This window comes from Streptomyces sp. NPDC002463 (genome assembly GCF_042889835.1).
Taxonomy (GTDB): Bacteria; Actinomycetota; Actinomycetes; order Streptomycetales; family Streptomycetaceae; genus Streptomyces; species Streptomyces nymphaeiformis.
The window spans coordinates 236,570-250,672 of record NZ_JBIARL010000014.1 but is presented as its reverse complement, the minus strand read 5'-3'; the positions used below and the strand labels follow the sequence as shown (position 1 = coordinate 250,672).

12 protein-coding genes are annotated in these 14,103 nt (G+C 73.4%); 4 read left to right on the top strand and 8 right to left on the bottom strand.

All coding sequences use genetic code 11. The annotated features are described in order from the left end of the window. Positions 1 to 14: 14 nt before the first annotated feature. The 3 genes from iolD to iolC form a co-directional block, all read right to left on the bottom strand. The gene (gene iolD / locus ACFYX3_RS27700; RefSeq protein ID WP_389018610.1) at positions 15 to 1,865 is read right to left on the bottom strand and encodes a 3D-(3,5/4)-trihydroxycyclohexane-1,2-dione acylhydrolase (decyclizing); all 1,851 of its coding nucleotides are present in this window, start codon (positions 1,863 to 1,865) and stop codon (positions 15 to 17) included. Then, a complete protein-coding gene (gene iolB, locus ACFYX3_RS27695) occupies positions 1,862 to 2,686 on the bottom strand; it encodes a 5-deoxy-glucuronate isomerase (protein WP_376593782.1) in 825 nt (274 codons plus the stop codon). Before iolB ends, iolD begins: the two co-directional genes overlap by 4 nt. A gap of 200 nt (positions 2,687 to 2,886) precedes the next feature. Beyond that, positions 2,887 to 3,837 carry a 5-dehydro-2-deoxygluconokinase gene (gene iolC, locus ACFYX3_RS27690; RefSeq protein ID WP_389018686.1) on the bottom strand — a complete coding sequence of 317 codons (951 nt, stop codon included), beginning with the start codon at positions 3,835 to 3,837 and terminating at the stop codon, positions 2,887 to 2,889. A gap of 170 nt (positions 3,838 to 4,007) precedes the next feature. Here iolC and ACFYX3_RS27685 point away from each other — a divergent pair, with 170 nt between their 5' ends. Beyond that, the gene (locus ACFYX3_RS27685) at positions 4,008 to 4,928 is read left to right on the top strand and encodes a sugar phosphate isomerase/epimerase family protein (RefSeq protein ID WP_389018607.1); all 921 of its coding nucleotides are present in this window, start codon (positions 4,008 to 4,010) and stop codon (positions 4,926 to 4,928) included. Positions 4,929 to 5,196: 268 nt separating this feature from the next. Beyond that, on the top strand, positions 5,197 to 5,394 hold the full coding sequence (locus ACFYX3_RS27680; protein ID WP_376593768.1) for a helix-turn-helix transcriptional regulator: 198 nt from the start codon (positions 5,197 to 5,199) through the stop codon (positions 5,392 to 5,394). Positions 5,395 to 5,448: 54 nt separating this feature from the next. Here ACFYX3_RS27680 and ACFYX3_RS27675 read toward each other — a convergent pair whose 3' ends face one another. The 4 genes from ACFYX3_RS27675 to ACFYX3_RS27660 are packed head-to-tail and all read right to left on the bottom strand — an operon-like array spanning position 5,449 to position 11,680. Further along, entirely contained in the window at positions 5,449 to 6,747 is a 1,299-nt protein-coding gene (locus ACFYX3_RS27675; RefSeq protein ID WP_389018603.1) for a tachylectin-related carbohydrate-binding protein, read from the bottom strand. Between the two features lie 43 nt (positions 6,748 to 6,790). Continuing rightward, positions 6,791 to 8,086, bottom strand: coding sequence for a tachylectin-related carbohydrate-binding protein (locus tag ACFYX3_RS27670; protein WP_389018600.1), 1,296 nt, complete (start codon positions 8,084 to 8,086; stop codon positions 6,791 to 6,793). A gap of 29 nt (positions 8,087 to 8,115) precedes the next feature. Then, positions 8,116 to 9,417 carry a hypothetical protein gene (locus tag ACFYX3_RS27665; RefSeq protein ID WP_389018597.1) on the bottom strand — a complete coding sequence of 434 codons (1,302 nt, stop codon included), beginning with the start codon at positions 9,415 to 9,417 and terminating at the stop codon, positions 8,116 to 8,118. 31 nt (positions 9,418 to 9,448) lie between these two features. Beyond that, positions 9,449 to 11,680: an MMPL family transporter gene (locus ACFYX3_RS27660; protein WP_389018594.1), complete on the bottom strand. Its 2,232-nt coding sequence runs from the start codon at positions 11,678 to 11,680 to the stop codon at positions 9,449 to 9,451. 164 nt (positions 11,681 to 11,844) lie between these two features. Between ACFYX3_RS27660 and ACFYX3_RS27655 the strand changes: the two genes are divergently transcribed. Further along, the gene (locus tag ACFYX3_RS27655) at positions 11,845 to 12,513 is read left to right on the top strand and encodes a TetR/AcrR family transcriptional regulator (RefSeq protein ID WP_389018590.1); all 669 of its coding nucleotides are present in this window, start codon (positions 11,845 to 11,847) and stop codon (positions 12,511 to 12,513) included. On the opposite strand, the gene ACFYX3_RS27650 is transcribed toward ACFYX3_RS27655, so the two are convergent. Next, on the bottom strand, positions 12,491 to 13,711 hold the full coding sequence (locus ACFYX3_RS27650) for a cation:proton antiporter (protein WP_389018587.1): 1,221 nt from the start codon (positions 13,709 to 13,711) through the stop codon (positions 12,491 to 12,493). The genes ACFYX3_RS27655 and ACFYX3_RS27650 overlap by 23 nt on opposite strands. 129 nt (positions 13,712 to 13,840) lie before the next feature. Between ACFYX3_RS27650 and ACFYX3_RS27645 the strand changes: the two genes are divergently transcribed. Beyond that, positions 13,841 to 14,065, top strand: a complete 225-nt coding sequence (locus tag ACFYX3_RS27645; RefSeq protein ID WP_389018584.1) for a heavy-metal-associated domain-containing protein — start codon at positions 13,841 to 13,843, stop codon at positions 14,063 to 14,065. Positions 14,066 to 14,103: the final 38 nt, after the last annotated feature.

Here is a 14,103-nt window from a genome sequence, read left to right as displayed (position 1 = left end):
GACGAGTTACTCCTTCAGAGATGGCGGCGTCGGGCGGTGACGTGCCGGTCGTACTCCTCGCGGGCCTTGACCGCCGACGGGCGGGTCGAGGTCTCGGCCACGGGCACATCCCACCACGCCTGGGCCGGGGGCGGGCCCGACACACTGTCTGCCGTTTCGGTCTCGACGTAGACACATGTGGGATCCGTGGCCTTCCGGGCGTCCGCGAGGGCTTCCCGCAGGTCACGGACGGTACGGGGACGCAGGACGCGCATCCCGAGGGAGGCCGCGTTGGCCCCGAGGTCGACGGGGAGCGGGGGGCCGGTGAAGCCTCCGCCCCCGTCCCGGTGGCGGTAGTCGGTGCCGTACCGCTCGGCGCCGACGGCCTCGGAGAGGCCGCCGATGGAGGCGTACCCGTGGTTCTGGAGGATGACCAGCTTCAGCGGGAGCCGTTCCTGCACGGCGGTGACGATCTCGGTGGGATTCATCAGGTACGTACCGTCGCCGACGAGCGCCCAGACGGGCCGGCCGGGGGCGGCGAGGAGGACGCCGACGGCGGCGGGGATCTCGTAGCCCATGCAGGAGTAGCCGTACTCGACGTGGTACTGGTCGCGGGAGCGGGTCCGCCACAGCTTGTGGAGGTCGCCGGGGAGCGAGCCCGCGGCGTTGATCAGGATGTCGCTGCCGTCGACCAGAGTGTCGAGTACGCCGAGGACCTGGGTCTGGGTGGGGCGGGCGTCCTCGTCGGGGGCGGCGTACGCGGCGTCGGTCCGCTCCTGCCAGGCGGCCTTCGAGCGGTGCCACTCGGCCCTGCTCTGCCGGTGGCCGCCGAGCGCCTCGGTGAGGGCGGTGAGGCCCTCACGGGCGTCGGCGACGAGGGGCAGCGCGGCCTGCTTGTGGGCGTCGAACGCGGCGATGTTGAGGTTGAGGAACGGCGTGTCGGGGCGGAAGAGGGTGCCGGACGCGGTGGTGAAGTCGGTGAGGCGGGTGCCGACGCCGATGACGAGGTCGCTGGTGCGGGCGAGGACGTTGGCGGTGTCGGTGCCGGTGTGGCCGATGCCGCCGACGTCGCAGTGGTGGTCGTACGGGAGGGCGCCCTTGCCGGCCTGGGTGCTCGCGACGGGCAGGCCGGTGCGGTCGGCGAGCTCGCGCAGCGCGTCCTCGGCGGCGCTGTGCTTCACCCCGCCGCCGGCGATGATCATCGGCCGCTCGGCCGCCTTCACGGCCCGGACGGCGGCGTCGAGTTCGGCGGCGTCGGGGCGGGGGCGGCGGACGGGCCAGATCCGCTCGGCGAAGAACCTCTCCGGCCAGTCGTACGCCTCCGCCTGGACGTCCTGGGGCAGGGCGAGGGTCACGGCGCCGGTCTCGACGGGGTCGGCGAGGACCCGGACGGCGGCGAGGGCGGCCGGGATCAGGGCCTCGGGCCGGGCGACCCGGTCGAAGTACCGCGACACCGGGCGGAGGCAGTCGTTGACGGACACGTCGCCGGCGTGGGGCAGTTGGAGCTGCTGGAGGACGGGGTCGGCGGGGCGGCCGGCGAAGGTGTCGCCGGGCAGGAGCAGGACGGGCAGGTGGTTGATGGTGGCGAGGGCGGCGCCGGTGACGAGGTTGGTGGCGCCGGGGCCGATGGAGGTGGTGACGGCGTGCGCGGAGAGCCGGTTCGTCTGACGGGCGTAGCCGACGGCGGCGTGCACCATGGCCTGCTCGTTGCGGCCCTGGTGGAAGGGCATGCCCTCCTCCTCGACCAGGGCCTGTCCGATCCCGGCGACGTTCCCGTGCCCGAAGATGCCCCAGGTGGCGGTGACGAGGCGCTGCCGGACGCCGTCGCGCTCGGTGTACTGGGCGGCGAGGAAGCGGACGAGGGCCTGCGCGACGGTGAGCCTCATGCGTATCCCTCCGTGTGGTCCGGGTGGAAGCAGATCTTCCACTCCCGTTCGGGGCCGGGGCCCGCCATGACGTTGAGGTAGTAGAGGTCGTGCCCCGGCTGGGCGATCGAGGGCCCGTGCCAGCCGTCGGGCACGAGGACCGCGTCGCCGTCCCGGACCTCGGCGAGCAGGTCGGCGCCGCCGGGCCTGGAGGGCGAGATCCGCTGGTAGGCGAGGCCGTGGGGGCCCTGGACCTCGTAGTAGTAGATCTCCTCCAGGACGGACTCGGCGCCCGGGCGGTGCTCGTCGTGCTTGTGCGGCGGGTAGGAGGACCAGTTCCCGCCGGGGGTGACGACCTCGACGGCGATGAGGCGGTCGCAGTCGAAGGCGTCGGCCGAGGCGAAGTTCCGCACCCGGCGGGCCCGGTTGCCGCTGCCGCGGGTCTCGACGGGAACCTCCGGCGCGGGGCCGTAGCGGGCGGGGAGTCGTCGCTCGCACTTCGCTCCTGCCAAAGCGAAGCGGCCTCCCGCGCCGGAGGCGATCTGGGCGTGGGTGTCGCGCGGTACGTAGGCGAAGTCGGTCACCCCGTCGAACACGCTCGCGCGGCCCTGGAGTTCGAGGATCTCGCCGTCGACGCGCACGCTACAGGCACCGGAGAGGGGAAGCACGACCCATTCGCAATCCCCGCTCTCGAAGGAGTGGATCTCACCGGCTCCGAGGACGAGAACCCGGAGGGAGGAGTACGCCCATCCGGCCCGGTCGGGGTCGATGTCGACGGCGTACGGGGCACGGGCGGCGGTCCCGGCGGGGAGGTGGAGGGAGGGCACCGGGTCGGGGTCCATGACGGGCCGGGCGGGGCGCACGGCGGCCGGAGCGGCACCCGTGGCCGGGCGGCCGGCGCCCACAGCGGCCGGAGCGGCACCCGTGGCCGGGCGGCCGGCGCCCACAGCGGTCGGGGCGGGGCCCGTTGCGGGCCGGGCGGGGCCGGCTCCGGTCGGGCCGGGGGTTTCGGTGGGGCGGTCGGGGCTCATGGCGGAGATCCCTACCCCTTCTTCTCCGGGAGAGTTCCCGTGCCCGTCGCGAGGGCCTCCGCGATCTCCGCCGCGTCCGGCATCGCGGAGGAGCAGGCCAGGCGGCCCGCCACGATCGCGCCCGCGGCGCTGGCGTGGCGCAGGGTCGTGGCGAGGTCCTGGGCTGCGAGCAGTCCGTGGACGAGCGCCCCGCCGAACGCGTCGCCGGCGCCCAGTCCGTTGACGACCTCGACCGGCAGCGGCGGCACCTCGGCGCGGGTTCCGTCGGCGGCGAGCGCGAGGACGCCCGCGGGGCCCTGCTTGACGACGGCGAGGCGGACCGGGCCGCCGGCGAGGAGCGCGCGGGCGGCGGCCTCCGGCTCCCGCTCCCCCGTGGCGACCTCGCACTCGTCGAGGTTGCCGACGGCAACGGTCGCGTGCCGCAGCGCCTCGGTGTAGTACGGGCGCGCCGCCGAAGGATCCGTCCAGAACATCGGCCGCCAGTCCAGGTCGAGGACCGTCGTCTCCCGGCCGGACCTGGCCCGCAGCGCCTCCAGGGTCGCGGAGCGGCTGGGTTCGGCGCACAGGCCGGTGCCGGTCGCCCAGAAGACCCGGGCGGCGCGGATCGCGTCGAGGTCCAGCTCGCCGGGCCGGATCTCCAGGTCGGGGGCCTGCGGGCGGCGGTAGAAGTACAGCGGGAAGTCGTCGGGCGGGAAGAGCGCGCAGAAGGTGACGGGCGTGGGGTGCGCGTCGACCTCCGTCACCCAGCGGTCGTCCACGGCGAAGCCCTTGAGCTCGCGGCGCAGATAGGTGCCGAAGGGGTCGGCACCGGTGCGCGAGACGAGCGCGACACGGCGGCCGAGGCGGGCCGCGGCGACGGCGACGTTGGCCGCGGAGCCGCCGAGGAACTTGCGGAAGGTGTCGACCCGGTCGAGTCCGACGCCGGTCTGGAGCGGATAGAGGTCCACGCCGAGGCGCCCCATGGCGATCAGGTCGTACGGCTCCGTCTCCACGCGCCACCTCTCGGTCGGACCGCCGTCGGCTCCGTCCCCAGGTCTAGTCGTCCGCCGGGAGGCGTGTCAACGATATGTCCGGACATTCGGACGACCCCACCGCTTGACGCTGCTCTCGGCCCGCGGCCAAGGTGGCAGGCATGACGAAGCCGTCGCCGCAGCCGTCGCCACCGTCCCGGATCCGTATCGGATCGGCCCCCGACTCGTGGGGGGTGTGGTTCCCCGACGACCCCCGACAGGTGCCGTGGCAGCGGTTCCTCGACGAGGTGTCGGGCGCCGGCTACACGTGGATCGAGCTGGGTCCGTACGGCTATCTGCCCACCGATCCGGCCGTCCTCATGGAGGAGACCGCGCGGCGCGGCCTGCGGGTCTCGGCGGGGACCGTCTTCACCGGCCTCCACCACGGCCCGGACGTCTGGGACCGGACCTGGGCGCACGTCGCCGAGAACGCCGCCCTCGCGCAGGCCGTGGGCGCGGAGCATCTGGTGGTCATCCCGTCGTTCTGGCGGGACGACAGGACCGGCGAGGTCCTGGAGGAGCCCGTGCTCACGGCCGGCCAGTGGCGGGACCTGGCGCGGCTGACGGAGCGTCTGGGGCGTGAGGTGCGCGAGCGGTACGGGCTGCGGATCGTGGTCCATCCGCACGCCGACACCCACATCGACGGCGAGGAGAGCGTGGCGCGCTTCCTCGACGCGACCGATCCGGACGCGGTCGCGCTCTGCCTGGACACCGGGCACTACGCGTACGCCGGCGGGGACAGCGTCAAGCTGATCGAGACGTACGGGGAGCGGATCGGCTACCTCCACCTCAAGCAGGTCGACCCGGAGGTGCTCGCCGGGGTGGTGGCCGAGGGGGTGCCGTTCGGTCCCGCGGTGGCGCGGGGCGTGATGTGCGAGCCGCCGTCGGGGGTGCCCGCGCTGGAACCGGTGCTCGCCGCCGCGTCGGCCCTGGACGTGGACCTGTTCGCGATCGTCGAGCAGGACATGTACCCGTGCGAGCCGGACGCGCCGTACCCGATCGCCCTGCGGACCCGGAGCTTCCTCCGCTCGTGCGGCGTATGACGGGCACGCGGCCCCGCGCATACCGCTCTGACCAGGGGTGACGCACGCGGACACACCGACAGCCGCGTGTTCCGCTTCCGTCACGCGGGTCTCCCTGCCGTCACATATGTCTCCGTTACGCGGGCTTTGCGTCACAGGCGCTCGACAGCCGCTGCCCTCCTGTCGGGAGGGGCGTTGCACGGGGCAAAGGCTGATCAACCGCCCGCCGCGCAGCGCCCCCGAACGGCACCCCCGCCGCCGCTGCGCGGCGCGCAGGGAGGTACCGGGCATGACGGACAGAAGGCTCTGGTCGTACAAGGACATCGCCGCACACATCCGTGTGCAGCCGGACACGGTCCGCTCCTACCGGAAGCACGGGCTGCTCCCGGCGCCGGACCAGGTGGAGTCGGGCAAGCCGTACTGGTACGTGGACACGATCCGTGCCTGGGTCGCGAGCCGCCCCGGCAACCGGGCGCGCCGCGACTGACCCCGCTCGCCTCCGGTGGAGGCCCCCGCCCGCGGGCGGGGGCCTCCACCGTTCTCAGACGAGCAGGTCGTAGATGTTCCAACCCCAGCCGCCGGGCCTCGGGTAGTACGGCTCGCTCTTCCCGTCGAACTTCACCACGCCGTAGACCACGAGCTTCCCGTCCCTGGCCCGGGCGGCGAGGGACTGTTCGTCGCCGTACGCTTCGGGGTCGATCCTGCCCATCCCCGCGAGGGCGGTGTAGGCGTTCCAGCCGCCGCCGACGGCGCGGCGGGGCTTGAAGGGCACGGCCGGATCCCAGTCGTCGGCCTTCTCGTAGCGCCACTGCCGGCCGTCCGGCGTGTGGGCGATCAGGCCGTCCCCGAAGGCGACGATGCTCGTGTACGCGTTCCACCCGCCGCCGACCCGCACCCGGCGCCCGAACGGGTGCTCGACCCAATGGGTTGCGGGGTAGCGCCAGAGGACGCCGTCCCGGTCGCGGGCGTAGAGGTCGCCGCCGGGCAGTCCGGTGAGGCTGGTGTACACGTTCCAGCCTCCACCGACCCGTCGGCGCGGCTCGAAGGGCGCGCCCTCCCGCCGGCTGCCCCGGTAGTACCAGAGGACGCCGTCCCGGTCGCGGGCCACGAGGTCACCCGCGCCGGCGGCGGTCGTGCGGTCGAGCTTGGTGAGGGCGGTGTACGCGTTCCAGCCGCCGCCGACCCGCTTGCGCGGCTTGAGCGGGGTGCCGATGCGCCCGGTGGCGTCGTACTGCCAGAGGACGCCGTTCCGGTCGCGGGCGTGCAGCGAGGTCCGGAGGGAGGCCTCGAGGGTGCCCCGCTCGAAGGAGAAGGCCAGTTCGCCGCGCGCGACGACCGTGCCGGTCGCGTCGTGCAGGTCGACGGCGGTGGAGATGTAGCCGAACCGGGCGAAGTCCGAGCCGACGTCCATGGTGATGTCGTAGGTGACGCTGGAGGCGCCTTCGGGCACCTGGGCCGCCGGCAGGTCGAACAGGAGCCAGATGCCGTCGACCGTCTCCGGGTCGGGCGAGGCCCAGGGGCAGGGCTCGAAGGCCCCGCCGTCGACGGCGCAGGTCGAGGTGATCCGCGGTCCGGGCCGGTCTCCCGGGGTTCCGTAGGCGGCCAGGAAGCCCAGGCGCTCGCTCCGGATCGGCCCCTTGACTCCGGGCGGCAGGGTGACGGTGAGCCGGGTGGTGACGGGCCCCTCCTCACCGGCCGGCACGCGCAGCGGGCCGCCCTCCTGCGTGATCGTGCCGGGTTCGGGCGCGGCGGTGGCCGTGGCGGCCCCGCCGGCCAGGGCGGAGGAGGTGAGGGCGAGGGCGAGTCCCGCCGTGACGAGGGCTCTGCGCAGCTGTCTCATGGCGTTTCCCCCAGGCTTTCTTCGGGATTCCGTCTGGCTTCGGTCAGAGGAGGGTGTCGTAGATGTTCCAGCCCCAGCCGGCCGCGGTGCGGGTCGCGGCGGGGACGCCGGCGTAGTCGCCCTCGTACGCCCAGAGCCTGCCGTCGCGGTCGCGGGCCAGGAGGTCCCGATCGGTGTGGAAGCCCAGGTCGCCGGTGCCGGCGAGGGCCGTGTAGACGTTCCAGCCGCCACCGACGCGGACGCGCGGCCGCAGGGGGACGGCGGGGTCGGACGAATAGCTGGGCCGGTAGGCCCAGAGCACTCCGCCGGTGTCCCTGGCGAGGATGTTCGCGCTGAGGCCGGCGACCGAGGTGAGGGCGGTGTACGCGTTCCAGCCGCCGCCGATGCGCACGCGCGGGGCGAACGGGGCGGAGGCGGGAGCGGGGGCGCCGGCGGCGCGCGGGTAGTTCCACAGGACGCCGTCCCGGTCGCGGGCGAAGAGTCCGTCGGGGGTGCCGATGAGGGCGGTGTACGCGTTCCAGCCGCCGCCGATGCGCACGCGCGGCCAGAAGGGGGCGGAGAGGGTGCCGGAGTTCCGGTAGTACCAGAGGACGCCGTCCCGGTCGCGGGCCACGAGGTCGCCCTTGCCGTCGGCGGTCGCCGGGCCGAGCCGGGTGAGCGCGGTGTAGCCGCCCCAGCCGCCGCCGACCCGCTGCCGCGGCTTGAACGGCGCCGACGGCCTGCCGGTGCCCTCGTACTGCCAGAGCACTCCGGCGCGGTCACGGGCGTGCAGGACCGTGCGGAACTCGGCCTCGGGGGTGCCGGGGACGAACGCGAACCCGGCCGGGCCGGTGGCGATCCGGCCGCCCGCCGCGTCGGTGACATCGAAGGAGCCGTGGAGGGAGCGGTCGTTGGCCGCGTACGAGCCGGCGTCGACGCGGACGGCGTAGGTGACGAACGGGGCTGCCGCGGTCTCCGGCAGGACGAGGCCCTCGCGCCCGTACGGGCAGTCGACGAACGCGCCGCCGTTCACGGAGCAGGACCATCGCGTGTAGTACAGCTCGGAGGGGATGTGTTCGTCGGAGCCTTCGGGCGGCCAGAAGAGGTCGGACAGGACCAGCCGGGCCTTCACGGTGCCGGTGGCGCCGGCCGGCAGCGCGGCCCCGAAGTAGCTGGTGGCGGGCCCTTCTTCGCCCGAGGGGACGGAGAGGGTGCCGCCCCTCTGGACGACGGTCCCGGGGGCCTGCTCGGACACCGCGAGGGGCGCGGCGAGTGCCGTCGCCCCTCCGGCGGCCGGGGGGACCAGAGCGGCGAGCAGGGCGCCCGCCGCGACCAGAGATGTGCGGATGGTGTGTCTCATGGATCCCCCCGGCGTTCTCGTCGGATCACTCAGATGACGACGTTGTAGACGTTCCAGCCGTGGCCGACCTTGGTGCGGGTCCCCGGGACCCAGCCGAAGCCGGACGGCTTGCCCTGGTAGGCGTAGAGGTCGCCGGTCGTGGTGCGGGCGAGCAGGTCGAGGTGGTTCCAGCGACCGAGATCCCACGTGCCGGCAAGCGTGTTGTAGGCGTTCCAGCCGCCGCCGACCTTCGCCCGTGCGTCGAACGGCTTGCTCGACGACGGTGCGACGGTGGCGCGGTTGTACTTCCACAGGACGCCGGCCGCGTCACGGGCGACCAGGCCGTCGGCGTATCCGCTGATCTGCGTGTAGGTGTTCCAGCCGCCGCCGACACGCGCGCGCGGATAGAGGGTGGACCGGTAGGCGATGTAGTTCCACAGGACGCCGTCCTTGTCGCGGGCGACCAGGCCGGAACCATTGGTCGCGATCGCGGTGTAGGCGTTCCAGCCGCCGCCGACGCGCACGCGCGGCTTGAACGGGGCGTCCGGGTTGCCGGAGCCCTCGTAGTACCAGAGGACGCCGGCCTTGTCGCGGGCGTACACGTCGCCCCGCCCGTCCGCGGTGATGCGGCCGACGGGCACGATCGCGGTGTACGCGTTCCAGCCGCCGCCGACGCGCTTGCGCGCCGTCAGCTTGCCGTCGGCCGAGCCGGTCCCCTCGTACCGCCACAGGACGCCGTCCTTGTCGCGGGCGTGGACGGCGCCGCGGAAGGCCGCCTCGGGGGTGCCGAGGGCGGCGTCGACGCCGACGGCGCCCTTCGAGACGACGTTCCCCCGGGCGTCCTTCAGGGTCACCGACAGGTCGAGCGAGCCGAACCAGCGGTCGGCGGACGACAGGTCGAGCGTCACCGCGTAGTTCAGGGCGGCCTTCGCCTCGACGGCCGGAACGTCGGCGGCGATCGGCTCGCCCGCCTCGTCGCCGGTCACGTGCCACGTCAGGGCCGCCGGGGCGGACCCGTCCACCGACCAGGTCGTCATCCTGCCCATGTTGGTCGCGAGCCGCTCCGACGTGACGCCGGCCCCGGGCCACTCCGAGACCGGCTTGGCGAACCCGATCGTGGCCGTCACCGGCCCGGTCACCCCGGCCGGCAGCGAGGCGCGGAAACGGATCGTCCCCGGGCCCTCGTCGCCGGCCCACACCTTCGTCCGGCCCCCGTCCTGGACCACCGTGCCGGGTTCCACGACGGCCTCCGCCCGGTTCACCGCCGGCGCGGCCGCGGCCACTGCTCCCCCGAGCGCCACCGGTGCGATGCCGGCGACGAGGGCCGTCGCCAGAACCAGGCCTGCACGCATACGCGCCACGAACTCCCCCAAGTTTTAAGGCTTATTGACGTGAGGAAGCGGCTTCCCGCCACTCCTCGGACACCTCTATGACATCCGGGGTATCCGAAGGGTTGTACGTGTCCTTCTCTTCGTTCTCGCTGATTCCGAAGCGGTCGTGGAAGCGGCGCAGCGGCCCCGGTGCCCACCAGGTGAGGCGGCCGGTCAGCCTCATCACGGAGGGGACGAGGAGGCTGCGGACGACCATCGCGTCCATGAGGACGGCGAGGGCGACGCCGAGTCCGAGCATCTTGGTGTTGGTGACGCGGGAGGTGCCGATGGCGACCATGACGACGGCGAGGATCACGGCGGCGGCGGTGATCAGGCCGCCGGTGTGGCGCAGTCCGAAGCGGACGGAGTGCTCGTGGTCGCCGGTGGCGTCGTACTCCTCCTTGATGCGGGAGAGCAGGAACACCCCGTAGTCCATGGAGAGTCCGAAGGCCACGCAGAACATGAGGACGGGCAGGGTGGTCTCGATGTCGCCGGTGGAGGTGAAGCCGAGGAGTCCCGCGAGGTGTCCTTCCTGGAAGACCCAGACGACGGCGCCGAACATGGCCGTGAGGCTGAGGGCGTTGAGGAGGACGGCCTGGACGGGGACGACGACGCTGCCGGTGAGCAGGAAGACGAGGAGCAGGGTGACGAGGACGATGATCCCGGCGGCCCAGGGCAGCCGGTCGGCGATGGCGTGCTTGGAGTCGACGAGGACGGCGGCGGGTCCGGTGACGGAGGTCGCGAACGGCGCCTCGGCCGTGCGCAGTTCGCCGACGACCCGCTGGGCTCCGGCACCGACGGTCTCGCCCTCGGGCACGACGGTGAAGTAGGCGGCGCCGCCGCCGGTGGTGACGGGCCCCTCGGCGCGGACGACGCCGTCGAGGGCGGCGATCCGGTCGCGGTAGCCGGCGTACTGCGCGGGGGTGGCGGTGCCCTCGGCGAGGACGGTGATGCCGCCGCCGGGGTTGCCGGGGAAGCCGTCCCGCAGCTGGTCCTGGACGACGCGGGAGGAGGCGGTGACGGGAAGCTGGCGGTCGTCGGCGGTGCCGAACTTCACGCCCAGGAAGGGCAGTCCGAGGAGGACGAGACCGGCGGTGGTGACGACGGCGAAGACGGGCGCCCGCCGCATCACGAGGCCGGCGGCCCGCGCCCAGCCCGCGCCCTCTTCCCGGGGCGCCCTGCCGCGCCGGAGGAGGCGCCGCAGGTCGAGGGCGTTGACCCGGTCGCCGAGCAGCACGAGGGCGGCCGGGAGCAGGGTGAGCGCGGCGGTGGCGGCGAGCAGGACGACGGCGATCCCGGCGTACGCGAAGGAGCGCAGGAAGTACTGCGGGAAGACCAGCATCGCGGCGAGCGAGACGGCGACGGTCAGGGCGGAGAAGAGCACGGTCCGGCCGGCCGTGCGCAGGGTGGTGCGGACGGCGGTGTGCGTGTCGGCGCCGGCGGCGAGCTCCTCGCGGTAGCGGCGTACGACGAACAGGGCGTAGTCGATGGCGAGTCCGAGCCCGAGGGCGGTCGTCAGGTTCTGCGCGAAGACGGAGACGTCGGTGAACTCGGTGATGCCGCGCAGGACGGCGTTGGTGCCGAGGATGGCGACGATGCCGACGCCGAGCGGCAGGAGGGCGGCGACGGCGCTGCCGAAGACCATGACGAGCAGGACGAGGGTGACGGGCAGGGCGATGAGCTCGGCCCGCAGCAGGTCCTCCTGGATGACGGTCTGCATCTCGTGCCGGACGGCGAGTCCGCCGCCGAGGGAGACCTCGACGGGGCCGTGGGTCCCCCGATACGCGGGGGCGATGCGGTCGAGGACGGCGGCGGCGTCCTTCTCGTCGCCGGGGATCCGGGCGGCGATCACGGCCTGGTGGCCGTCCTCGGAGCGGAGGGCGGGCGAGCCGGTGGACCAGTAGGAGCCGACGCCCTCGACGCCCGGTTCGGCGCCGAGGCGCTCGGCGAGCCCGCGGGCCTCGGCGGCGGCGGCGGGGCTGTCGACACCGGGGGTGCCCGCGTCGACGAGGAGCAGCACGTTCGGCTGGGAGCCCGGGAACTGCTTCTCCAGGGCCTTGGTGGCGTACGTGGACTCGGCGGCCGGGTCCTCCCAGCCGCCGCTGCCCATGCGGTCGGCGACGCCGCCGCCCGCGAGGACGGCGAGTGCGGTGAGCACGAGCGCGACCAGGAGGGTGAGGCGCGGGCGGGCGGTGACGAACCGCGTCCATCCCCCACCGGGAGTCGTTTTCTTGACTTCGGACATGACGCGGTGTCCCCTTCACCGTGGTCCCCGCACGCGCTTCCCGGCAGGTCGCGGGGGCCGCCCATTGCCATAGACTGGCAAACACGAGTGATCGCTCGCGTTTCCCAAGAATGCGAGCGACCTCTCGTGTTTGTCAAACGTGCCGAGGAGGGCCGGAGACAGCCATGTCCGGAGACGTGTCCGAAGAACCGAAGCCGCGCCGCCGCCAGGCCCGCGGCGAACGCCGCATCGCGCAGCTGCTCCAGGCCGCCGCGAGAGTCTTCTGCGCGTACGGGTACACGGCGACCAGCACCAACGCGATCGCCCGGGAGGCGAGCGTCTCCCCCGGCACGCTCTACCAGTACTTCCCGAACAAGGAGGCCATCGCCGTAGAGCTCGGCGAGCGCCTCCTCGGCGAGATGCGGGAGGCACACGGCCAGGCGTTCACCCAGGAGAACCTCGCCCTGCCGCTGCCCGAGATGCTGGACGTCGTCGTCGACCCGATGATCGCCTTCAACTGCGAGCACCCGGTCTTCCTCGCCCTGATGCACGGCTCCGAGGTGCCCGGCCGGATCGCCGAGGAGCACGACGCCCTGCACGCCAACCTGCTCGCCACGGTGCAGGGGGTGATCGGGCACTACGCCCCGGGCCTCTCCGCCGCCGAGCGCGGCCGCGTCGCCGACATGGTCTTCGCGATCTTCAAGGGCGGCCTCGGGCTCGTCCTCGCCGCACCCGAGGGAGCCGAGCGGGACGCGACCATCGCCGAGCTGAAGACCGTCCTCCTGCGCTACCTCTCCCCGCTGGTCGAGACCCCGGCCGCCACGGCCCCGGTCACCACGACTCCGCCCCGCTGACCGACTCGGCGGGCAGCCTCTTCTCCCCCGGCCCCGCCCCCGCCCTCAGCTTCAGGGCGAGCAGCGGGAAGACGAGGACGGAGAGCATGCCGGCCCCGACGAGCGCCGCCGCCTCGCCGGCCGTCATCTCCTTGTCGTCCACGCCGATGGTGGTGATGGCGACGACGAGCGGCAGCGCCGTGGAGCCGTACAGGACGAGGCCGCTCCGGTCCGTACGGCCGAGGTCGCGCGGGGCGAGGAACCAGATCGGCCCGCCGCGCACGACGAGGAAGAGCAGCAGGAAGACCGGCAGCAGGAGCAGGGTCCTGCCCCCGCCGAGGAGCGAGTCCAGGTCGAACTCGATCCCGGTGACGACGAAGAAGACGGGGACGAGGAAGCCGAAGCCGACGCCCTCGACCTTCTCCAGGATCTGCGGTCCGGAGTCGGGCGCGGCGCCGGTCAGCACGAGCCGGGTGATGAGTCCGGCGGCGAAGGCGCCGAGCAGCACGTCGAGCCCGAGCGCCGTCGACGCCCCCAGCATCAGGGCGAGCAGCAGGAAGACGAAGCGGACCGCGAACTGGCCGCTGCTGTGCAGGGTCCGGGCGATGACCCTCGAGAACCACGGCGGTCGGGGCCGCAGCGCCCAGTAGACGGCCCCCGCCGTGAGCGCGGCGAAGACGGCGAGGAGGACGGTGGACTCGGCGGCGCCCCGGCCGCTGAGCAGCAGCGCCATCGCGATGATCGGGCCGAACTCGCCGACCGCGCCGAAGGCCATGACGACCGTGCCGAACCGCCCGTGGAGGTCGCCGGCGTCCCGCAGCACGGGCAGCACGGTGCCGAGCGCGGTGCTGGTCAGGGCGACGCCGATGAAGACGCCCTTGGTGTAGCCGCCGCCGAGCAGGACGCCGGTGCCGAGGCCGAGGGCGAGGGCGATCACCCAGGCCCACACGGAGCGCCTGAGGGTGTCGCCGCGGACCTTGCCGAACTCGATCTCGTACCCGGCGAGGAAGATCAGCATCGCGAGGCCGAGCTGGGAGAGCCCGTCGATCAGCGCGTCGGGCCGGGCCCAGTCCAGGACGTCGGGGCCGATGAGGATGCCGAGCAGGATCTCGAAGATGACGAGCGGGACGGGGAGCCATCGCCCCACCCCGTAGGCGAGCAGCGGCGCCAGGACGGCGATCGCCATGATCAGGATGAGCGTGCTCCCCGAATGCGACATATCGGGTGTCTACCATGAGCTCCGCACCGACCACCGGATTCACGTCCTGGATCCACGCGCTGGATTTATACCCCCCAGGGGTATAGTCTCGCTATCGTAAGACCCCGAACCACCCAGGAGGAGAGCGCCATGTCCGCAGAGACCACGACCGAACTGACCACCGTCTACCAGGTCAAGGGCATGACCTGCGGCCACTGCGAGGGCGCCGTCTCCAGCGAGATCTCCGAGATCCCCGGCGTCTCCTCCGTCACCGCCGTCGCCAAGACCGGCGAGGTCACCGTCGTCTCCGCCGCCGCGCTCGACCGCGAGGCCGTCGCCGCCGCCGTGGACGAGGCCGGCTACGAGCTGGCCTGACCCCTCGTCGCACCGGCGCCGCAGGGCCGTACCGTTAT